A 21220-nucleotide genomic window follows, 5' to 3' on the forward strand; every position below is an offset into this window, starting at 1 on the left:
CGGCTCGGCATGTCCGGTCGTCACCGCCGGTCACCGGCCGCGCCCCTCCGCTTTTCGGAAAACGCCGCCGCCGTTCAGTCCGCCGCCATGGCCTCCTGGAGGCTCCTCGGGCGCAGGTCGGTCCAGTTCTGCTCGACGTAGTCCAGGCACTCGGCCCTGCCGGCCTCGCCGAAGACCACTCGCCAGCCCTCGGGCACCTCGGCGAACACCGGCCACAGGGAGTGCTGCTCCTCGTCGTTGACCACGACGTAGAAGCGGCCGTCCTCGTCGTCGAAGGGGTTCGTGCTCACTGCCACCGTCCTTAACCGTCACGGCGTGACGCGGAGTTGGAAATGCTCGGATTCGAAATCGCCGGAGCGGGCGCGATGCGCTCATCGGTGTCGTCCTGTCGACAGGACACCGGATATCCGCGGTCACCCTGGAAAGCTGACGCCACCGTAGGGACTCGACCGCCGACGCCACAAGGTCGGCAGGATCACCGGCTCCCATTCGCCGGTCAGGGCCTGTGCCGCACCGGATTCCGTGCCACCATGACCGAACGGCGTACCAGTGGATTCACCCACTCGAATTCCGCTCCGGCGGCAGATCGTTCACATCTCGCGGATCCGCCGAATTCGAAGGCGGTGTCGCTGTCGCCCTGCGGGATCTGGGCTTGGCGAAGCAGTGCGGCGGTCTGTTCGGCCGGGGTCGGCAAGGTTTGGCGCGCCGGAGTTCGAGCTGATGGGATGACGGTCAGTCCGCAGCGGCTATCGGCAGTTCGTCAAATGCGGCGGTAGAGATCAAGACCGTGTCGATCAGTGCCTGGAGCCAGGAGGGCGGGTCCTTTCCGTCCGGGCTTGCCACCACCGGCGGCCGGCAGGGCAGTCGAGGCGTGTGAGATCCGGGTGGGGTGAACCACTGCTCCCAGCAGGGCCGCAGTCCGTAGAGACGGACGATCTCGGCGAGGTCGGCCGGTGGATGCGGGCTGGTGGCGGCGCGGGCCGCCCGGACCCTTGCTGTCCGCTCGTGGGCGTTGTCCGGTCGGAGAGGTTGCGGCTGACCGGTCCTGCGGTGTGCCGGCACGGTGGTCAGCCGCGGCCTGCCCTGCCCATCGCTGCCCGGCGTGTGTCCGGGGCAGCGAGAGCGACGAACGCTGTTTCGACGGCCTCCGGATACGCCCGGGGGCTTCCCGTGGCCGGCCATTGCCCGGTAGATGCCGGACAGGTCGGGGCCCCACCCCCTCGCGACGGGTTGATCAGCCCTGCGCCACGTTCGGCGCGGTCACGTTCTCGATCACGCGGCCGAGTTCGGTCTGGGCCCGGGTCAGGTCCTGGACGCGTGCGGCGATGCGGTCGCGCTCGACGACGAGCTGGCCGAGCATGGCGGGGGTCGCGACGCCGGTGCTCACGCACGGCAGGAGTTCGACGACGGTACGGCTGGAGAGGCCGGCCGCGAAGAGGTCCTGGATGAGCTGGACCCGCTCCAGGACTTCGTCGGGACAGTCACGCTGCCCACCGGGCGTCCGCGCCGATTCCAGGAGCCGCTGCTCCTCGTGGTGGCGCAGGGCCCGCACGCCGACCCCTGACCGCCTGGCGAGCTGTCCGATGCGCGTGACGCAGCAGGTCACTCCCTTCCCGTTCGTTTTCGCGCCGATCTCACGCAGGGCCGCGGTCAGCGCGTCATCGTGACGGACGGCGGTCAGCACGAACACCCGGCTGCCATCAGTGCGGACGCCTCCGCGCAGGCACGTGCCGTCCACCGCGAACGCCCGCCGACGCCGACGCTGATCACGCCCGCGTGCGGCGGCCCGGTGGGCGCGGCGCCGCTCGCGCTCCGCAATACCGTCCGGGCTCAGCGGCCCCACCATGGCCGGGGTCAGAGCGGTGAGCCGGGCGAATCCGGCCGAGGTGACGGCGCCGGGGTCGACCCGGGCGAAGACGTCCCGCAAGGTCCGCTCTCCCGGCGCCCGGAAGCGGCCGGCGAACGGATCGAAAGGACAGCCCAGCCGGGCCGGTATCGCCTGATCACCGCGGTGGGCTCACTCGGCTGTCGCGACCAGGAAGTTGTGACCGGCCGCCGTCGTCGCGCACACCCCGATCGCCGGCAGCGTGGGCAGTCGGGTAGCGCACTCCGCGTGGATCCCGGGGATCGGGCACCCCGGCCGGCGCCCGCAGCAGACCGGAAGGAGGCACCTTCCCGGCCGGGACGACGGACGAGGAGGGTGTCGCCCCGATGGACACGGACATGAGAGAGGACGGAGTGACGAGCACGGCAGCCTTGCTGATCTGGGAGCGTAGAGAACTCCATGATCCACAAGAGCCGTGCTCGTCTCACGTCCGGCCACCCGTGATCATCCGACCAACCGGGATCTACGGAACTCTCCCCGGGGCCCTGGGGCTCGGGCCGGTGCAGTTCTACGGCTACCGACCCCAATCATCCATGTGACGGTTCGTCGAACCCGTTCCGGGGGACCGATGTCCGGTCATGCCGCCAGCTTGCGGTTGATGACCTCCATGATCTGGGCCACGGGTTCGGGCATGTGCATTTCGTGATGCACAGCACGCACATCGTGTATCTCGATGGGACCGAGGATGTACGGCCGCCACAGGTGCACGTACTGATTCTCCTCGAGTGTCGCGTTGAAGAACAGCACATCACCGCGGTACACCGGCGATTCGAATCTCGACATGATGGCCGTGTTGTTGGCCAGGATCTTCGCCAGGGTGTCCACGAGGTGTTGCCGGTTTTCAGTGCCGAAGTATTGGCCGAGGTGATCCTTGATCTCCGTCTGGTAGTCCGAGAACGTCCTCCCGGCGTGCATCGCTTTGTAGTACTCTTTGTAGTGACTCCCCGCCGGCTGGGAGTCCAGGATGGCCACGAAAGCGATCTCGCGCCCACGCCGGTCGATCGCCTCCGCGACGGCCTGCACGACTGTGCCGCCGTAGGACCAGCCGATCAGGTGGAAGGGTCCTTCCGGCTGGATCTTCACCATCTCGTCGACGTAATCCTCAACCATCTCCTCCACCGAGCCCGTCAGCTTGTCCACGCCGTTCCAGCCGCGGGACTGCAGGGCGTAGTTGGGCCGGTCCTGCGCGTGCAGCGCGAAGCTGAAGAACGGCCAGCCCAGTCCGCCTCCCCCGTGGAAGTACCACAGCGGGAGCTTGCCGGTACCGGGATCGCTGTTCAACGGCAGCACGACAGCGAAAGGGTCGGAGACTTCCCCGGGAGTGCCGACGATCAGCAGTGCGGCCAACTCGCCCACCGTCGGGTACTTGATGATCGTCCTGAGGGGCATGTCGATGTCGAACTCGTCGCGGATGCGGGCGCTGAGCCGGGTGGCCAGCATCGAGTGCCCGCCCAGCTCGAAGAAGTCGTCGTCGATACCGACTCTCTCGAGGCCGAGCAGCTCGCTGAAGAGGGCGCACATCTTCTCTTCGTGGGAGTTGCGCGGCCCTCGGCTGTTCGCGGTGTTCGCGTCCTCGGACGGCAGTGCTCCGTGGTCGAGCCTGCCGTCCGGGGTGAGCGGGATCTCCGGAAGCGGAACCAGCGCGGAAGGCACCATATGGTCCGCTAGGCGCCCACGCAGGTACTCGGACAGCTCGGCGAGCAGCGTCTGAACACCGGCATCAGCCTCTGCGACATCGGGCTCGGGCACCACATAGGCCACGATGCCCTTGCCGCTGACCTCGTTCTCACGCAGCACAGCCACCGCCTGCGCCACGCCGGGATGCCCGGTCAGCACATGCTCGATCCCCCCCAGCTCGACCCGGAAGCCCCGGATCTGCACCTGGCGATCGGTTCGCTCAACGTACTCCAGCTGCCCGTTGCTGCCCCACCGCACCAGGTCCCCAGTGCGGTACATCCGCGCGCCGGCGGGGCCGAACGGGCACGCCACGAACCGCGCCGCGGTCAGCTCCGGCCGGCGCCGGTAGCCGCGGGCCATCCCGGCACCGGCGAGGTACAGCTCACCCGGCACCCCGCGGGGAACCGGGCGCAGCCGTGAGTCGAGCACGTACACCTGGGTGTTCCCGACCGGCAACCCGATCGGCACCCCCGCCCCCACCTTCACGCGTGCCGCGGTGCTCCACGCCGTCGTCTCGGTCGGGCCATACATGTGGAACACTTCGGCGGCCTGCTTCGCCAGGATCCTGGCAAGCCGTGCCGACACCACCTCCCCGCCGATGATGATCCGCAGACCGTTCGCGACGTGCGGTTCGTGCATCAACAGCAGTTGCCAGAAGGCGGGCGTGGCTTGCACCGCGGTGACCCCGTGGCGATGCATCAACTCCGCCACGGTCGGCATGTCGGTGACGGTGTCCTTCCCCGCCACCACCATGGTCGCGCCGGCGATGAGCGGGAGGTACAGCTCGATGTGCGCCATGTCGAGCGCCACGGCTGTGCCGAACAGCATCCGGTCCGCGGACGACAGCGGGAACCGACGCTCCGTCGTGGCCAGGGAATTCGCAACCGCGCCGCGCGGGATCGCCACCCCCACCGGCTCCCCCGTCGCCCCCGACATGTAGGTCACGTACTGGGTGTTCTCGGGGCGGACGGCCACCTCCGGTGCCGCATCCGGGTACCCCGAACAGTCCGCGCCGGCCAGCGCGTCGGCGTCAAGGACGAGCGTCGGATCCGCATGCTCAAGGATGTCGTCGATCCACGAACGCGGGTCGTCCGGATCGATCGGAACGGAAGCCCCACCGGCCTTCAGCACCGCCAGCAGCGCCACCACCAGATTCGCCGTCCGCGGCAGGCACACGGCGACCCGCGACTCCGCCCGCACACCGCGGTCGACCAGCCAGTGCGCCAGCCTGCTCGACCGCGCGTCCAGCTCCCGGTAGGTGAGCGACTCCTCCTCGCCGATGACGGCGCGCGCCTCCGGTGCCGCCTGTACCTGCTTGAGCACCGCCGCGACCAGGCCGTCGTCCAGGGTCGGCTCGGCGGTGTCGTTCAGCTCCACCACCAGCCGCTGCCGCTCCCCCGCGCTCAGCACGTCGACGTCTCCGACGCACACGCCCGGATCGGCGACCACCTGCTCCAGTACACGCACGAACCGGGCGGCGACGGCCTCGACCGTCTCCCGGTCAAACAGGTCGACCGGGTACGAGAGGTCGCCCCGCAGCGCCCCCGAGTCGTCCACGACCAGGTTGAAGAACAGGTCGACCCTGGCGGTCGGCTGGGCGCCCTGCTCGACCTCCAGGGTGAGCCCGGGGAGTTCGAGCTGCGGCCTCTCATAGTTCTGCAGGCCGAGCATGACCTGGAACAGCGGCTGGTACGCGGCGGAGCGTTCGGGGTTGATCGCCTCGACCAGCATGTCGAACGGGACGTCCTGGTGCTCGTAGGCCGCCAGCGACTTGTCCCTCACCTGGGCGAGCAGCTCGGTGAACGCCGGGTCGCCGGAGAGGTCCACCCGCAGCACCTGAGTGTTGACGAAGAACCCGATCAGATCCGCCAGCGCCTCGTCGGTCCGCCCGGCGATCGAGCTGCCGATCGTCACGTCCTCACCGCCGCCGATCCTGCACAGCAGCACCGACAGCGCGGCGTGCAGCACCATCGACATGGTCGACCCGCGCTCGTCGGCCAGCTTCTGCAGCCCGGTCCCCACCTCCGGCCCCACCTCAAGGTCGACCACGGCGCCGCACTCACTCGCTTCCGCGGACCGCGGGCGGTCCAGCGGCAGGTTCAGTGGCTGCGGCACCCCGGCCAGCTCCCTGTGCCAGTACTCGATCTGCGTCGCGGCGAGACTGTCCGGGTCCGCGACGTCGCCGAGCATCTCGCGGTGCCACATCGTGTAGTCCTTGTACTGCACCGGAAGCGGCACCCACTGCGGAGCCCCGCCGTCCAGGCGGGCGGTGTACGCCTCGGCCAGGTCCCGTACCAGCGGCGCAAACGAGGAGCCGTCCGAAGCGATGTGGTGCACGAGCAGGACCAGGACGTGTTCCCGGGGTGAGATGCGGAACAGGCGCACCCGCACCGGGATCTCGGCCGCCAGGTCGAAGCGATACGCCATGGCCTCGTCGACCGTGCCGGACACGTCCTCGGGCGCCAACTCGACCACCGGCATCTCCAGCGATACCTCCGCTGTCGGAAGGATCCGCTGGTGGAGCCCACCGTCGTCGTTCATCACGTAGATGGTGCGCAGGATCTCATGACGGTCGACCACGTCGCGGATCGCCGCGGCGAGGGCGGACTGGTCCAGGGATCCGGTCAGCCGGAAGGCCGCCGGCATGTTCCAGTTCTCCGACTCGCCGGCCATCCGGTGCAGAACCCACATACGGCGTTGCGCGTAGGACAGGGGAATCATTGCCTCTTAACTCCTCATACGAATCATCTTGCGCAGGCCGGGGGCGACGGGGAGCGGCCGATTCCTCCGTCCACGCGGCGAGCGCGGCCACTGTCGGCAGGTCGAAAAATTTTGCGGATAGGGAATCTCTGTCCCAGGCTCCGCGCAGGCGTGGCTGATCGGCCGGGTGGCGGGCAGGAAATGTCCGCCGAACTCGAAGAAGGGGTCATCCCCGACTTCTGCACCCTTGCTTGTTTTGCCCATGAAGGAGAGAACCGCATCGCGCTGCGCGAACTCACCGCTGGTGCCCACCTACCCCGCCTGGCAACTGCTCGCGGTGCACGCGGGAGGCGCCCCACTACCTTCATCTCCCAAAAAGAGTGTTCGCCTGGGGTAGACCGATGACTCGGCTGAGCACTACGGCGGCGATCACTCTCGTTCCGCAGAGCGGACGGTACGGACCTCGTGGTCCATTCCTCCGGGGAATCCGACCGGCCGTTCAGTCCGCCGCCATGGCCTCCCGCAGGCTCCTCGGGCGCAAGTCGGTCCAATTCTGCTCGACGTACTCCAGGCACTCTGCCCTGGCCGCTTCACCGAATACCACCCGCCAGCCTGCGGGCACTTCGGCAAACACCGGCCACAGGGAGTGCTGTTCCTCGTCGTTGGCCACGACGTAGAAACGGCCGTCCTCGTCATCAAAAGGGTTCGTGCTCATTGACACCGTCCTTAATCCGTCGCCGAGAAGTGACTCGGTATCGGAAATCGCCAGGGCCGGGCACGGGTTCACGGATCGTCGCTGTCCCGCCGACGGGACAGCCGGCATCCGCAGTCGCCCTGGAATGCTGACTCACCGTAGGACCCGACCACCAGCGCGACAAGGTCGGAAGCGTCGCTGAGCCCTCAGTAGTAGGCCCGGACCTGTGCCCTCACTAACGTTCTGTGCCACCATGGCCGAGCAGTGGCACGTAAATGGGCCTGCTCGAATCCGAGTTCAGTCAATATCTTCCCACCGGCGCGACCACAGAGAGCGCGCAGCGAAATGCAGATCTACACGGGTGGCCCGCCAAGGCCTGGTCTCCCGACGAGAGATGTTGGAAGAATTCCGTCCCCTGCTGAACTCCGCAGCACAGCGGCGACCATGCTTGCGCCGTGCAGGAAAAGAAGTAGCTGAAGGACTCTACGCCCATCGCAACAGCCAGCATTTCGCACGGCTCGACATTCACCATCCGCCTGTCCCGGACGGCGTCTCCGAGCCGTCCGGGAGTTTCCGCTTGGAGGAAATGCAGTGACCAAGCCGACGACTTCGGAGCACGGCGGGGTGCCGTTGCTGTGCCTTCCGTTCGCCGGGGGCGGAGCAAATTTTTTCCGCCCATGGAACGGGCTGGGTCTGAGCGGAGCGGTGGCCACGCCGCTCCAACTGCCCGGCCGCGAGCGCCAGCTGGACGAGGAGCCGTACCGGAACTTGCACGCCGCGGCGGACGGATTGCTCCCCGCCGCGCTGGAGGCGGCGGGCACGGGCCCCGTCGCGCTGTTCGGGCACTGCTTCCTCGGCGCGGCGCTCGCCTACGAACTCACCCGGCGCATCACCGAGTCGGGCAACGAGGTGGTGCACCTCTTCGTCAGCGCGGCGCGCGCGCCGTCAGCCGGCCCGGTCAGCGACGTGTCCGGGATGACCGACGACGAATTCCTCAAACACGTGGAGAAGACCACCGGGCGCCGGTACGCCGCCTTCGACGTACCGGAGATACGTGAGCTGCTGATACCGACACTGCGTTCGGATTTCGCGATGGACGAGGGCTACCGGCCGCGCGGCGGAGCCCCGCTCGACGTCCCCATGACCGCGGTATACGCCGCGGACGACTCGTTCGTCACCCGTGACGAAGTGACCAAGTGGCAGGACACGACCGCCGCGCACTTCTCCCTGGCCGACTTGCCCGGAGGGCACATGTATCTGGCTGATGACCCCGTGCCGTTGCTCGAACTGATCTCGAAGACCCTCGCTGCCGGCCGCGTCGAGTCCGGAGGGCTCCCCCATGAAACTGCATGACAAGACGGTCGTGATCACGGGCGCGGCCAGGGGAATCGGCCGGGCCTGCGCGATGCGGGCTGCCGAGGAGGGCGCGGACGTCGTCCTCATGGACATCGCCGGTGACCTTCCGGAGGTCCCCTACGCCCTGGGTTCCGCGGACCAGTTGGAGCAGACCGCACGGCTGTGCCGCAAGAACGGCGCGTCCGTGCTCGTCGCCACGGCGGACGTGCGCTCGCGGTCCGCCGTGACATCGGCCGTCACGGCCGCGGTGGACCGGTTCGGGCGGATCGACGCCCTGATCAACAACGCGGGGGTGGGGGCACCGTCGGGGAAAGCCGCGCACGACTTCACCGAGGAGGAGTGGCGGGTCGTGCTGGATGTGAACCTCTCGGGGCCATGGCACCTGATCACGGCTGTCGCGCCGGTCATGATCGCCCAGAGGTCGGGCAGCATCGTCAACGTCGCGTCGACGGCCGGCCTCGTCGGCTACCGCCACTTCGCCGGATACGTCGCCTCCAAGCACGGGTTGGTCGGCCTGACCAAGGCAGCCGCGCTGGACTACGCGCCGCTCAACATCCGGGTCAACGCGCTGTGCCCGGGTCCGGTGCGGGACGACCCGGCCGTGGACGGCCAGATGACCGCGGTCGTCGCCGACGCGCTCGGCATCAGCTACGAGGAGCAGGAAGCCGTCTATTTGGAGTCGGTGGCGACCGATTCGCTGGTCGACCCGGCCGACGTCGCCGGTGCCGCGATCTGGCTCGCCGGCGACGACTCCCTCAAGGTCACCGGAACGGTGATCCCCGTGGATGCCGGCTTCTCCGCCCGCTGACCCTTTTCCCGGCCTCATCAAAGGAGTGCGTGTGTCCGTCCCCAGCGAAGCGGCCTCGGAGGTCCCTGCGGCCGATCACCCGAGCGGTCGGCTCTTCGCCCGTGCCGAGTTCGGCGCCGACCCGGCCCGTGCCTGCCACAGCCTCATCAGACGACTGCCCGCCGGGACCGACGCGGTGGCGGTGCGTGCGAACCTGACCGCGCTGACGGAGCGTCACCCGGTCCTCCGCGGCATGCATCTGTTCGACGAGGCGCTGGACATCGACGCGGGTGACAGGGTCGCGCACAGGCGCCGCACCCGGGAGGCCGGCCGCGCGGTCAACGGCGCCCCGGTCATCGCGCGGGCCGTCGTGCTCGGCTACGCCGACGGCGCGGCCGACCTGGTGCTGGTGGCACACCGCCGGGCCGTGGACCGACGTGCCCTGGACCAGCTGGCCACGGCGTTGGCCGACCCGGCACATCCCGTGACACTGCCCGAACCGGCGGCTGACGCAAGCCCTCAGCACGACGGCCCGCCCCATCTGCCGTGGGGCCTCGGCGACCCGACCGGGGCGGGCCGGACCGGCACCGTCGTACTGACCGCCACGGCGGTCGCGGGCGACGCGCCGGCGGCGGTGCCCGTGGCGGCCACCGCGGTCGCGCTGGCCCGTTACGGCGGGACGGAGCGCGCCGAGTTCGCGCTGATCACCGGGGGTCCGGCGGCCGGGGACGCACAGCGGTCGGTCGCGCTCCCGGTCGGGGACGCGACACGCGTCACCGACCTGCTCGACGCCGCGGCACACGCCGGCGCCACGGGCTGCGAACCGCCGTCCGGTATGCCGGCGGTCGGGGTCCTGCTGACCGAGGGCCGCGCCGGTGACGTCTACCGACCCGCCCTCGCGCCGGTCCTTCCGGTAACACTGGCGTGGCAGTACGACGCGGACGGCACCCTGAGCGGTGTCCTGCACTACGCCGAGGATGTGCTGGACCCGGTGATCGCCGGGCAGTTCGCCGGACACGTCGACCGACTCGTGGAGGCGCTGGCCCATGCTCCGGCCGGGGCCCGGGTCGGTGACATCGAGCTGGTGGCCACCGGGGAGGCCGCCGCCATCGTCGCCGCCGGGCGCACCCCGGCCGGGGGCGACGCGATGGTCGCGCCCGTCCACGAGCTGTTCCGCAAGGTGGCGTCCGGCCGGCCGGACGCCCCCGCGCTGTCCGATCCGGACCGTACCTTGAGCTATGCCGAGTTGGACGCCCGGTCCGACGCGGTGGCCGGTGCGCTGCGCGGCCACGGGGTGGCCCCGGGGAACCGGGTCGGTGTGTGCCTCGACCGGGACGCCGACCTGGTGATCGCGCTGCTCGGTGTACTCAAAGCCGGTGCCGCCTATGTCCCGATGGATGTCACATATCCGGCGGAACGGCTGGTCCACATGGTGACCGACTCCGGCGCCCGGCTGGTGCTCTCCTCCTCGGCGGACTTCCCTGTGGTCGACGGGGTGACCGTGTTGCACCCGAGCGAGGTGTCCTGCGCCGGCGGTGAGCCGATCCTGGACCCGGGGGGCAGCGCGGACGACATCGCCTACGTGATCTACACCTCCGGCTCCACCGGGCGGCCCAAGGGCGTCGCGGTACCCCACCGCAACGTCGGCGCGCTGCTCGCGGCGACCACCACCGATTTCGGACTCGGGCCGGCGGACACCTGGGCGCTGTTCCACTCCAGTGCGTTCGACTTCTCGGTGTGGGAGATCTGGGGCGCGCTGCTGACCGGCGGGCACCTGGTCGTGGTGCCGTACTTCGTCTCCCGGAGCCCGGAGGACTTCCACGACCTCCTGGTGCAGCAGCGGGTCACCGTCCTGAACCAGACCCCGTCCGCGTTCGCCATGCTCAAGGAGGTCGACCTGCGGCGCTCCGCCGACCTCGCGGTGCGATTGGTGATCTTCGGTGGTGAGCCGCTGGACGTGCGGATGCTGCAGGACTGGTTCCGCGGGCACCCGCACACCCGGTGCCGGGTGGTCAACATGTTCGGCATCACCGAGACCACCGTGCACGTCACCAGCCAGACCGTCACACCGCAGGACGTCGGCGTCGGGTCCCGGTCGGTCGGCCGGGCGATGCCCGGCTGGTCGGTGTCCGTGCGGGATGCCACGGGCCGCGTCCAGCCGTTCGGTGTGCCCGGCGAGATCTATGTCGGCGGCGCGGGCGTGGCCAGCCACTACCTGAACCAGGAGGAGCTGACCGCCGCCCGGTTCGTGTCCGACCCGGTCACCGGGGAGCGTGTCTACCGCAGCGGTGACCTGGGCAGGCTGCGCCCGGACGGGCGCCTGGACCACCTCGGCCGGATCGACGGGCAGGTCAAGGTGCGCGGCTTCCGCATCGAACTCGGCGAGATCCGCTCGGTCCTGCTGGAGGACCAAAACGTCACCGCCGCTGTGGTCGCGCTGGGCGGCGACGCCGGTGACGCGGCCGACGTCCGTCTGGAGGCCTACCTGGTGCCGAAGCACGACGCCGTGTCCGCGGAGGACATCCGGCGGCGGGCGGCGCGATACCTGCCGGACTACATGGTGCCGGCCACGTTCACACTGCTGTCCGAGCTGCCGCTCACCGTCAACGGCAAGGTCGACGCGAGCAGGCTCAAGCCGGCCACCGAGGCCGCCCGGACCACCCCGGCCGCCGAGGCCAGGCAACCGACGGACGACCCGGTGCTGCGGGTGTGGCGCGAGATTCTCGGCCAGCACGTCGGCCCGGATGACGACTTCTTCGTCTTCGGCGGCAACTCGCTGCTCGCGGTACGGCTGTCCGGTGCGCTGCGCAGGGCCGGGCTGCCCCCGGTGTCACTGCGCGAACTCTACGTGCACCCGACCGCGGCCGAGGTGAGCGCGCTCATCACCGACCGCGAGCTCATCGAGGAGCCGAACGGGCACGCTGCGATGTGAAGCGCCCCGGGTCGAACGGAGACATCGGACTGTCCCGAGTCGCGTAGCCTCGCGAACGTACTGGAGTGGTGATCCCTCTCGGTGGTGGCAGCGGTCCTTGGCGAGGAGGTACAGCACTGTCAGCGACGGCTGAAAAGTGGTCGGGGAGCCCGGGGTACCTCAACCCCGGGCTCCCACAGATCCGTACGTGACGTTGGGTAGGCCGCCAGCGAGGTGTCTGTTGAACAGGTCCTAATCCGACGGCCCCAGGAATGACCTGGTTCGCCGACGCGGGAGTGCGGGTCGATGTCCTGCGCCGGATCGCCGACCACGGCTCGCTGACCACCACCCAGCGCTATCCGCACCCGGACGTACACAAGATCACGGCCGCCGGCGCAGCACTCTCCGCGCACCTCAGCGTGCTCCGCGCACCACGCTCGCTGCCGAGCCCGATCGTCATGACCCGCCGGCCCCGGTCAAGGACGCCGGTCCCCAACTGGTCCCAAGAAAGACCAAGGGCCAGCTTCGGATGTCTCCGAAACCGGCCCTCACCTGCGACTGTCTCCAGTCGGGACGACAGGATTTGAACCTGCGACCCCTTGACCCCCAGTCAAGTGCGCTACCAAGCTGCGCCACGTCCCGATGCCCGCGATGACCTGGGGTTTCCCCTGGCTGAACGGACATCGAAACTCTACCGCACTCGGGTCGGTGGTCGCGCACTCCTTTTGTCCTACCGCCGTCACGCACGGCTTGTCCCGCCGTCACGCACGGCCACCGCTTGACCTCAACTTTGCTTGAGGTTGCAGCATCGTCCGTATGACGACGACAACGGCGGAACACCGGCAGGAGTACGACCACGAGGACCGGTACGACCGGTACGAGGCGCTGACCGGCCTGATGGGGCTGATGAGCGGGGACGAGAAGCACGGACCGGCGGCGACGTCCACGCTCGACGCGCTCTGGGTCCTCTACGACCGGGTGCTGCGGGTCGGGCCCGACCGGACGGACGACCCCGGGCGGGACAGGTTCCTGCTGTCCAAGGGGCACGGGCCGATGGCCTACTACGCGGTGCTCGCCGCCAAGGGATTCGTCCCGGTCGACCGGCTCCCGGGCTTCGGCTCGTACGACTCGCCGCTCGGGCACCATCCGGACCGCGTGCTCGTGCCGGGCGCGGAGATCGGCAGTGGTTCACTCGGGCACGGGCTGCCGATCGCGGTCGGCACGGCGCTGGGACTGCGGGCCCAGGGGCTCCACGACCCGCGCGTATGGGTGCTCGTCGGGGACGCCGAGCTGGACGAGGGCAGCAATCACGAGGCCATCGCCTACGCGGGCCCCGCCGGGCTCGACCGCCTGCACACGCTCGTGATCGACAACTCCTCCGCGAGTTACGCCAGGCCCGGCGGCATCGCCGCGCGGTTCGAGGCCGCGGGCTGGTCCGCGGCGACTGTCGACGGGCGGGACCACGAGGCCCTGTACGCCGCGTTCACGGCGCCGCACCCGGGGCGTCCCCGCGTGGTCGTCGCCCAGGTCGAGCCGAAGGACGGCTGAGACCGGCAACCGGCGTTCGACCCATCCCTCCCCCTCCCCCATTGCACTGCTGCCCTTCCGCTGTTCTGAGAGGTTTTCCATGGACACCATGCGTGATCGGTTCGCCCCCGTCATGTCACGGCTGCTCGACGAGGATCCGCGTGTCGCCGTCGTCCTCGCCGAGATCGGCTTGGCCGACTTCGAGGAGACCCGGCGCCGCCATCCGGACCGGGTGATCAACGTCGGCATCCGCGAGCAGCTGCTGGTCGGCGCCGGCGCGGGCCTGGCGCTGACCGGTCTGCGGCCCGTGGTGCACACCTTCGCCAGCTTCCTCGTGGAGCGGCCCTTCGAGCAGATCAAGCTGGATCTCGGCCACCAGGACGTGGGCGCGGTGCTGGTCAGCGCTGCCGCGTCCTTCGACTGGCCGGCGGGCGGCTACACCCACATGTCCCCCGGCGACGTCGCCGTCCTCGACACCCTGGACGGCTGGACCGTCCATGTGCCGGGGCATCCGGACGAGGCCGAGACACTGCTGCGGCACGCCGTCGCGGCGGGCGACGACAAGGTGTACGTACGACTGTCCACGCAGTCGAACGACCGGGCCCTCCCCGTCGACGGCGCGCGGTTCCACACCGTCCGCGAGGGGAGGGCCGGTGTGGTCGTCGCGGTCGGTCCGATGCTCGACCCGGTGCTCGAAGCGACCGAAGGGCTCGACGTCACCGTGCTGTACGCGGCGACCGTGCGGCCCTTCGACGCGGTCACGCTGCGCCACGCCACAGCAGGGGCGGGCGCCGATGTGGTCCTGGTCGAGCCGTATCTCGCCGGTACGTCGGTCTCCGCCGTGAACGACGCCCTCGTGGACCTCCCGCACCGCGTGCTCGGCCTCGGCGTCGGCCGCCGGGAGCTGCGCCGCTACGGCCTCGTCGAGGAGCATGTGGCCGCGCACGGGCTGGACGCGAAGTCCCTGCGGGGGCGGATCGACGCATTCCTGCGGGTACGGGCGCAAGCCTGACCGCGCGCAAGGCTCAGCGTGGGCAAACCTCGCTGTGCGCGAGCCTGGCCGTGCGCATGCCTGCGCGTGCGCGAGTCCGACCGCGCGCGAGCCTGGCCGGAGCCGCCCGGACCCACTCGCCTCCGGGCGGGCTGCCCCCCTCTCAGCCGTCCGCCACGACACCCAACTCCGGGTAGGAGTCCAGCAGCCGGGTCGGTGCCGCCTGCCGCCAGGAGTCCGCGAGGATGTCCCGCAGTTCGTCGGCGTCCTCGACGGCCGCCAGTCGCACCCGCACCCACGCGGATCCGGCCTCGTGATCGGCGACCCAGAACTTCTCGGGCTCGGCGAGAACCAGTTCGTCGCGCTCCGTCTTCGGACAGCGCACGGCCATGGAGGTCTCCTCCTCGGGCAGGGTGACGAACATCTTCCCCGCCACTCTGAAGGTGGGCATGCTCCAGGCGATCTTCTCCACGGTGTCCGGCAGAGAGAGACAGATTCGGCGTACGTCATCGGCATCCTGCATGGAACGCACCGTAACCAATGGCACTGACACAACCGCCGTCCTGGGCCCGAAGACGCCGCAACCCGGGCCTGAGCTCCGGTAATTCACCGCCTGGACGACTGCTCCCGACACCACACCAACTACTCTGGCCCCAGCCGCACGTCCCGCGCCCCCCGTATCCCGGGTCGTGTCCCGCCCCACAACAGTTTCCTCTCTTCCCCGTTGGCCCAGAGGAAAGGTATGGAAGTACATGTCCGACCAGCAGCAGGCATCGGGAGAATCCTCCGCCCGCGCAGCGGAAGCCGGCTCTCCCGACGCCGAGGCCGTCGCGGCCCAGCTCTCCGGCGACGGCGCCGGTAAGCCCCAGACCGCCTCCACGTCCGAGGGCACCGACGCGGGAAAGCCCGCCGCGAGCGAACCGGAGGCCGGTGCCGACCCCGCCCCTGCCCCCTCCGCCGCAGCCCCCGACGCCGAGAAGGCCGGGAGCGACCCTGAGAAGGCCGGGAAGCCCGAGGCGGAGGCCGGAGCCGGAGCCGGAGCCGGAGCCGGTGAGAACGCGCAAGGCGCCACCGGGAGTTCCGAGGGCGAGGCAGCCGGTGGAAGCGACGCGCAGGCGGTCTCCGCCGCGGCCACCAGGGAGCAGCACGAGGCCATAGCGACCGCCGCCATCGGCAAGAACACAGCCGTCTCCACCCAGAGCGCGGTCGGCAGGCCCCGTAAGCCGGTGCTCGCCGGTGCCGCGCTGGCGGGTGCCATCCTGATCGCCGTACCGCTGCTGATCACGGTGACGGACAAGGACGAAGAGAAGAGGAACGTCGACAACGCGGCCTCCGACACCGTCCTGAACGAGGCCGGCGGCCCGGCCGGCGTCTTCGAGACCCAGGCTCCCTCCCCCTCGAAGTCGGAGCCGGAGAAGAAGAAGGAGAAGAAGGCCGAGCCCGTGGCCGCGCCGCCCGTCGCGGAGGAGGCCGCCGCACCATCCCCGAAGCCCAGCCCTTCGCCGAGCAAAAAGAAGAAGAAGGCTGTCGCGAAGAAGGCGCCGAGCACGCTGCCGGCCGTCATGACCAGGGTGCTCATCAAGAACAACACCAACGGCACCTGCGTGGACATCCCCGGCTTCAGCAGTGGCCGGGCGGACGGGCCGGTGACCCACGCGACGTGCAACAGCAACACCGACGACAACCAGCTGTGGAACGTCGAGAAGCGTTACGCCAACGCCGGGCCCGGCGGAGTACCGCTCTTCCAGATCCGCAATGTCATGGACAGCATGTGCCTGGACCTGCCCGGCTACCAGGGCGTCGGAGGTGCCACCAAGGTCACGGAGTTTCCGTGCAACGGCACCACGAACGACAACCAGTTGTGGTGGCTGGACAAGCAGTCCGACGGCAGGTTCTGGATACGCAACGCCGCCAGCAACAACCAGTGCCTGGACTCCTACGCCAACGACGACTCCACGCGCAGCCTGATCATCTGGCCCTGTGCCCCGGAGGGCCAGAACAACCACGAGTGGATCTTCACCCGTTCATGAACGGGCGGCGGACTCACTCGGGCGGAGCCGACACGTCCTTGTAGTAGAGCGTGGTGGGGTGCAGCTCGCCCGTCGGCGTCCTCGCGTAGTCGGGGATCATGCCCGCCCTGGTCCACCCGGCCGACCGGTAGAGCGACTCGGCCGGGCTGTCGGTCTCGGTGTCCAGGGTGAGCAGGGTCAGGCCCGCCTCGACGGCCGCGCGTTCGGCCGTGGCGAGCAGCGAGCGCCCGAGGCCGCGCCCCCGTCCCTCCCGGTGCACCATCAGCTTCGCCACCTCGGCGCGGTGCCGGCTGTTGGGCTTGTCCGGGAGGACGAGGCTCACCGTGCCGACGATGTGGCCGTCCAGGTACGCGGCCCACACGGCGAGGGAGCCGTCCGTGAGCGCGTCCGCCCGCCCTCGCCACCAGTCGACGGCCGTGGCACGGTCGAGCGGGGCGAGGAAGCCGATGGACGCGCCGCCGTCGACCGTGTCGGTCAGCAGATCCGCCAACTCGTGGGCCGCGGACAGCATTTGATCGGCCGTCAGTCGTACGCAGGTCACGGCGGCCAGGGCGGTCACGGCAGGACCACCGCCAGCGCGTAGCGCGCGTCCCGCGGACCGGGGCAGCGGAACCGCGTGGGGCCCCACACCCGCAGCCGCAGGCAGTCGCCCGTGTCGAGCCGGTGCTCGATGTCCTGGGCCGTGATGTCCAGTTGCCCGTCGAGGACCCAGATGTGCTGTTCGAGGCCGGGTACGGGCGGCCGGTCGTAGGCGATGTCGGCGCCCGCGGTGAGTCGCCCCTCGACGAGTTCGCCGCGCAGCCCCGCGTGCGGCGGGGACACCGAGCGGCGTACGAAACCGGCGGCCCGGTCCTCCCGGACGGCCTGGTCGGCGGCGCGTACCAGCGGGGCCGGTGCCGCCTCGGCCTCGACCTCGCTGAGGAGCTGGGACATGGTGCGGCCGTGGACGGCGCACAGTCGGTTCAGGAGCGAGGCCGTGGGGCTGATCTCGGCACGCTCGGCGCGTGACAGGGTCGAGCGGCTCACCCCGCTGCGTTCCGCCAACTCGCCCAGTGACCAGCCCCGTTCGGCCCGCAGCTCGGCCAGCCGGGCGCCGAGCCGGACGTCCACGGGGTCCGTTGGGTCCATGGGGTCCCTGGGATGCGGGTGGGCGGCTGCGGGAACATCCGCGGGGGCCGCGCCTTCATCTCGTCTCACATCCGGAATGCTATCCCAGATTCGGGACACTATCCCAGATGCGGGACGTCGGGTGGTGCTTCCGCCACCTCCGCCAGCGCTTCCAGCACCGGCAGGATCAGGGGGTGGGTCTCGGCTCCCCTGCGTACGGCGGCGAAGACCCGTCGGGTGGGGGCGACGCCGTCGACGGGGCGCACGACCACGCCCGCGAGGTCCATGCCCTGCAGGGCCGAACGCGGTACGAGGGCGACTCCCGCGTCCGCCGACGCCAGCGCGACCACCGCCCGGAAGTCGTCCGAGGAGTGTTCGAGCCGGGGCTGGAAACCGGCGTGCTCGCAGGCCAGGACCACCACGTCGTGGCAGGGGTTGCCCGGGTACGGGCCGATCCACGGATCCTTGGCCAGCTCGGCGAGCGGCACCTCCGTACGGTCGGCGAGGCGGTGGGTCTGGGGCACGACGGCGTCGAACGGTTCGGCGTACAGCGGGATGTGCGCGAGGCGGGGGTCGTCGGCGTCCGGGGCGCCCCGGTACTCGACGGCGACCGCGACGTCCACCTGGCGGTCGAGCACCATCGGCAGGCTGGCGTCGCCCTCGGCGTCCTGGACGCGCAGGAGGATGCCGGGCGCCGTGCGGGCGAGGCGGGCCAGGGCGGGCGCGACGACGAGGCCGATGCCGGTCGCGAAGGAGGCGACGCTGACCGTACCGGCCGACCCCGAGCTGTACGCGGCCAGCTCCGCCTCGGCCCGCTCCAGCTGCGCGAGGACGGCGTTGGTGTGGCCGAGCAGGATCTCACCGGCCGGAGTCAGCCGTACGCCCCGGGCGCCGCGCTCCACCAGCCGGTGTCCCGTCTCCTGCTCCAGGGCGGTCAGCTGCTGGGACACCGCGGAGGGCGTGAGGTAGAGCGCGGCGGCGGCGGCCGTCACCGTCCGGTGGTCCGCCACCGCCCGGAGGATGTGGAGCCGCCGCGCTTCGATCATGCGGCTGATTGTCTCAGGACTTCGGGAAGATTCAGGCGGTGTCCCCCGCCAGCTCCGCGCGGGCCGCCACGAAGGCGTCCACCGCGCGGTTCACGTCCTCGGTGGAGTGCGCGGCGGACAGCTGGACGCGGATGCGCGCCTTGTCCTGCGGGACCACGGGGTACGAGAAGCCGATCACGTACACCCCGCGTTCCAGCAGCAGCTCCGCCATCCGGCCGGCGACGGTCGCGTCCCCGATCATCACCGGGGCGATGGCGTGGTCGCCGGGAAGGATGTCGAAGCCCTCCTCGGTCATCCGGGAACGGAACAGCGCGGTGTTGGCGGCGAGCCGCTCGCGCAGGTCGTCGGCCGCCTCCAGCAGGTCGAGCACCTTGAGCGAGGCGGCGGCGATCACCGGGGCCAGGGTGTTCGAGAAGAGGTACGGGCGCGACCGCTGGCGCAGCAGCGCGACGATCTCGGCGCGGGCGGCGACGTAACCGCCGGACGCACCGCCGAGCGCCTTGCCGAGGGTGCCCGTGATGATGTCGACGCGGTCCATGACGCCGTGCAGTTCGGGGGTGCCCCGGCCGCCGGGGCCCACGAAGCCGACGGCGTGCGAGTCGTCGACCATGACCATCGCGTCGTAGCGGTCGGCGAGGTCGCAGATCTCGCGCAGCGGGGCCACGTACCCGTCCATGGAGAAGACGCCGTCGGTGACGATCAGCCTGCGGCGGGCGCCCGCGGCCTCCTTCAGCTGCTGTTCCAGGTCGGCGAGGTCACGGTTCGCGTAGCGGAACCGGCGGGCCTTGGACAGCCGGATGCCGTCGATGATCGACGCGTGGTTCAGGGCGTCGGAGATCACGGCGTCCTCCGCGCCGAGCAGGGTCTCGAACACCCCGCCGTTGGCGTCGAAGCACGACGAGTAGAGGATCGTGTCCTCCTGGCCGAGGAACGCGGACAGCCGCCCCTCCAGCTCCTTGTGCACCTCCTGCGTACCGCAGATGAAGCGCACGGACGCCATGCCGTAGCCCCAGCGGTCGAGCGCCTCGTGGGCCGCGGCGACGACCTCCGGGTGGTCGGCGAGACCGAGGTAGTTGTTGGCACAGAAGTTGAGGACCTCACCGGGGCGGCCGCCCGAGGTGACGGTCACGGTCGCGGACTGCGGGGTGCCGATGACACGCTCGGGCTTGTGCAGGCCCGCGGCGCGGATCTCGTCGAGGGTGGTGCGGAGGTCGTCACGTACGGAGTCGAACATCATCAGTCCTTACGGGGTCCGGAGTCCTTGAGGAGTCCAGGTGGGTCCAGGTCCTTACGGGTCCAGGGCCTTGCAGAATCCAGGTCCTTATAGGGTCCAGGTCCTTACAGGGTCCAGGTCCTTACAGGGTCCAGTCGAGGATGACCTTGCCGCCACGGCCGCTCGCAGCGTCCTCGAAGGCCGCCTCGAAGTCGCGGTGGCCGTAGCGGCCGGTGATGACCGGCGCGAGGTCGAGGCCGCCTTCGAGGAGGACCGACATCGCGTACCAGGTCTCGAACATCTCGCGGCCGTAGATGCCCTTGATCGTGATCATGGAGGTGACGATCCGGGACCAGTCGACGGCGAACTCCTCGGACGGCAGTCCGAGCATGGCGATCTTTCCGCCGTGCGTCATGTTGGCGAGCATGTCCCGCATCGCGACCGGATTGCCGGACATCTCCAGGCCCACGTCGAAGCCCTCGCGCAGGCCGAGGGTGCGCTGGCCGTCGGCGATGCCCGACTCGGCGACGTTCAGCGCGAGGGTGACACCGATCTTGCGGGCCAGCTCCAGGCGGTCCTCGCTGACGTCGGTGACGACGACGTGCCGGGCGCCCGCGTGCTTGGCGACGGCGGCGGCCATCAGGCCGATGGGGCCCGCCCCGGTGATCAGTACGTCCTCCCCGACCAGCGGGAACGACAGCGCGGTGTGCACGGCGTTGCCGAACGGGTCGAAGATCGCGGCGATGTCGAGGTCGACGGGGACGCGGTGCACCCAGACGTTGGACGCGGGCAGTGCCACGTACTCGGCGAACGCGCCGTCGCGGCCGACCCCGAGGCCCACCGTCGCACGGCACAGATGGCGCCGGCCGGCCTGGCAGTTGCGGCACTTCCCGCAGACCAGATGGCCCTCGCCGCTGACCCGGTCGCCCACCGCTATCTCGCCGGCGTCACGGCCCGTCTCCACGACCTCGCCGACGAACTCGTGGCCGAGCACGAGCGGTGCCTTGATCGTCTGCTGCGCCCAGCCGTCCCAGTTGCGGATGTGCAGGTCGGTGCCGCAGATCCCGGTCCGCAGGACCTTGATCAGCACTTCGCCGGGGCCGACGACCGGCTCCGGTACGTCCATGAGCCGCAGCCCGGGCTCCGCCTTCTCCTTGACCAGCGCCTTCAACGGGGCTCCCGTGCGTGAGGTCCCGGATCCAGGCATGCCGAAGGACGCCCGCACCGGGGAGAGGAGTGGATTCGAGCAGCAATCTGCCGTACATCGGCCCCCCGGGTCCATCGAGGTTTTCTTAA

The 21220-nt window shown here is 70.1% G+C and carries 16 protein-coding genes, 1 tRNA gene and 1 pseudogene; 7 read left to right on the forward strand and 11 right to left on the reverse strand.

What is annotated here, in order from left to right:
- Positions 1-74: 74 nt before the first annotated feature.
- The 4 genes from ACFVH5_RS19955 to ACFVH5_RS19970 all read right to left on the reverse strand — a co-directional run bounded on the left by ACFVH5_RS19955 (position 75) and on the right by ACFVH5_RS19970 (position 6977).
- The gene (locus ACFVH5_RS19955; RefSeq protein WP_267030134.1) at positions 75-290 is read right to left on the reverse strand and encodes an MbtH family protein; all 216 of its coding nucleotides are present in this window, start codon (positions 288-290) and stop codon (positions 75-77) included.
- Between the two features lie 944 nt (positions 291-1234).
- The gene (locus tag ACFVH5_RS19960; RefSeq protein WP_385834975.1) at positions 1235-1927 is read right to left on the reverse strand and encodes a MerR family transcriptional regulator; all 693 of its coding nucleotides are present in this window, start codon (positions 1925-1927) and stop codon (positions 1235-1237) included.
- A 534-nt stretch (positions 1928-2461) separates the two neighbouring features.
- Positions 2462-6283 (reverse strand): amino acid adenylation domain-containing protein, encoded by a 3822-nt coding sequence (locus tag ACFVH5_RS19965; RefSeq protein WP_385834977.1) that lies wholly within the window; start codon positions 6281-6283, stop codon positions 2462-2464.
- A 478-nt stretch (positions 6284-6761) separates the two neighbouring features.
- A complete protein-coding gene (locus ACFVH5_RS19970) occupies positions 6762-6977 on the reverse strand; it encodes an MbtH family protein (protein WP_385834978.1) in 216 nt (71 codons plus the stop codon).
- Positions 6978-7547: 570 nt separating this feature from the next.
- Here ACFVH5_RS19970 and ACFVH5_RS19975 point away from each other — a divergent pair.
- The 4 genes and pseudogenes from ACFVH5_RS19975 to ACFVH5_RS19990 form a co-directional block, all read left to right on the forward strand.
- Complete coding sequence (locus tag ACFVH5_RS19975; protein WP_385834979.1) at positions 7548-8309, forward strand: thioesterase II family protein; 762 nt, start codon at positions 7548-7550, stop codon at positions 8307-8309.
- The gene (locus tag ACFVH5_RS19980) at positions 8296-9120 is read left to right on the forward strand and encodes an SDR family NAD(P)-dependent oxidoreductase (RefSeq protein ID WP_385834980.1); all 825 of its coding nucleotides are present in this window, start codon (positions 8296-8298) and stop codon (positions 9118-9120) included. Before ACFVH5_RS19975 ends, ACFVH5_RS19980 begins: the two co-directional genes overlap by 14 nt.
- A 31-nt stretch (positions 9121-9151) precedes the next feature.
- Positions 9152-12031 (forward strand): amino acid adenylation domain-containing protein, encoded by a 2880-nt coding sequence (locus tag ACFVH5_RS19985; protein WP_385834981.1) that lies wholly within the window; start codon positions 9152-9154, stop codon positions 12029-12031.
- A gap of 248 nt (positions 12032-12279) precedes the next feature.
- Positions 12280-12477: pseudogene (locus ACFVH5_RS19990) on the forward strand (site-specific integrase); the annotation flags it as partial.
- 101 nt (positions 12478-12578) lie between these two features.
- Here ACFVH5_RS19990 and ACFVH5_RS19995 read toward each other — a convergent pair.
- Positions 12579-12652, reverse strand: a tRNA-Pro gene (locus ACFVH5_RS19995).
- Positions 12653-12826: 174 nt separating this feature from the next.
- Here ACFVH5_RS19995 and ACFVH5_RS20000 point away from each other — a divergent pair.
- Entirely contained in the window at positions 12827-13558 is a 732-nt protein-coding gene (locus ACFVH5_RS20000; RefSeq protein WP_385834983.1) for a transketolase, read from the forward strand.
- 79 nt (positions 13559-13637) lie between these two features.
- Positions 13638-14549, forward strand: a complete 912-nt coding sequence (locus ACFVH5_RS20005) for a transketolase family protein (protein WP_385834984.1) — start codon at positions 13638-13640, stop codon at positions 14547-14549.
- Positions 14550-14691: 142 nt separating this feature from the next.
- On the opposite strand, the gene ACFVH5_RS20010 is transcribed toward ACFVH5_RS20005, so the two are convergent.
- Positions 14692-15051, reverse strand: coding sequence for an MmcQ/YjbR family DNA-binding protein (locus tag ACFVH5_RS20010; protein WP_384803927.1), 360 nt, complete (start codon positions 15049-15051; stop codon positions 14692-14694).
- 229 nt (positions 15052-15280) lie between these two features.
- Between ACFVH5_RS20010 and ACFVH5_RS20015 the strand changes: the two genes are divergently transcribed.
- On the forward strand, positions 15281-16558 hold the full coding sequence (locus ACFVH5_RS20015; protein WP_385834985.1) for an RICIN domain-containing protein: 1278 nt from the start codon (positions 15281-15283) through the stop codon (positions 16556-16558).
- A 13-nt stretch (positions 16559-16571) separates the two neighbouring features.
- Here the strand turns inward: ACFVH5_RS20015 and ACFVH5_RS20020 are convergent, their stop codons facing one another.
- The 5 genes from ACFVH5_RS20020 to tdh form a co-directional block, all read right to left on the reverse strand.
- Positions 16572-17069 (reverse strand): GNAT family N-acetyltransferase, encoded by a 498-nt coding sequence (locus ACFVH5_RS20020; protein WP_385834994.1) that lies wholly within the window; start codon positions 17067-17069, stop codon positions 16572-16574.
- Positions 17070-17113: 44 nt separating this feature from the next.
- Positions 17114-17686 (reverse strand): helix-turn-helix domain-containing protein, encoded by a 573-nt coding sequence (locus ACFVH5_RS20025; protein WP_385834986.1) that lies wholly within the window; start codon positions 17684-17686, stop codon positions 17114-17116.
- A 98-nt stretch (positions 17687-17784) separates the two neighbouring features.
- Positions 17785-18711: a LysR family transcriptional regulator gene (locus ACFVH5_RS20030; protein ID WP_385834987.1), complete on the reverse strand. Its 927-nt coding sequence runs from the start codon at positions 18709-18711 to the stop codon at positions 17785-17787.
- Between the two features lie 31 nt (positions 18712-18742).
- Positions 18743-19945, reverse strand: a complete 1203-nt coding sequence (locus tag ACFVH5_RS20035) for a glycine C-acetyltransferase (RefSeq protein WP_384804117.1) — start codon at positions 19943-19945, stop codon at positions 18743-18745.
- 121 nt (positions 19946-20066) lie between these two features.
- A complete protein-coding gene (gene tdh, locus ACFVH5_RS20040) occupies positions 20067-21095 on the reverse strand; it encodes an L-threonine 3-dehydrogenase (RefSeq protein ID WP_385834989.1) in 1029 nt (342 codons plus the stop codon).
- Positions 21096-21220: the final 125 nt, after the last annotated feature.

Source organism: Streptomyces sp. NPDC127119 (genome assembly GCF_042677425.1).
Taxonomy (GTDB): domain Bacteria; phylum Actinomycetota; class Actinomycetes; order Streptomycetales; family Streptomycetaceae; genus Streptomyces.

Excerpts from the sequence above, each read along its gene's own strand:
- ACFVH5_RS19965 (WP_385834977.1), bottom strand. The coding sequence starts at position 6,283 with ATGATTCCCCTGTCCTACGCGCAACGCCGTATGTGGGTTCTGCACCGG.
- ACFVH5_RS19970 (WP_385834978.1), bottom strand. The coding sequence starts at position 6,977 with ATGAGCACGAACCCTTTTGATGACGAGGACGGCCGTTTCTACGTCGTG.
- ACFVH5_RS19980 (WP_385834980.1), top strand. The coding sequence starts at position 8,296 with ATGAAACTGCATGACAAGACGGTCGTGATCACGGGCGCGGCCAGGGGA.
- ACFVH5_RS20000 (WP_385834983.1), top strand. The coding sequence starts at position 12,827 with ATGACGACGACAACGGCGGAACACCGGCAGGAGTACGACCACGAGGAC.
- ACFVH5_RS20005 (WP_385834984.1), top strand. The coding sequence starts at position 13,638 with ATGGACACCATGCGTGATCGGTTCGCCCCCGTCATGTCACGGCTGCTC.
- ACFVH5_RS20010 (WP_384803927.1), bottom strand. The coding sequence starts at position 15,051 with ATGCAGGATGCCGATGACGTACGCCGAATCTGTCTCTCTCTGCCGGAC.
- ACFVH5_RS20015 (WP_385834985.1), top strand. The coding sequence starts at position 15,281 with ATGTCCGACCAGCAGCAGGCATCGGGAGAATCCTCCGCCCGCGCAGCG.
- ACFVH5_RS20020 (WP_385834994.1), bottom strand. The coding sequence starts at position 17,069 with ATGCTGTCCGCGGCCCACGAGTTGGCGGATCTGCTGACCGACACGGTC.
- ACFVH5_RS20025 (WP_385834986.1), bottom strand. The coding sequence starts at position 17,686 with ATGGACCCAACGGACCCCGTGGACGTCCGGCTCGGCGCCCGGCTGGCC.
- ACFVH5_RS20030 (WP_385834987.1), bottom strand. The coding sequence starts at position 18,711 with ATGATCGAAGCGCGGCGGCTCCACATCCTCCGGGCGGTGGCGGACCAC.
- ACFVH5_RS20035 (WP_384804117.1), bottom strand. The coding sequence starts at position 19,945 with ATGTTCGACTCCGTACGTGACGACCTCCGCACCACCCTCGACGAGATC.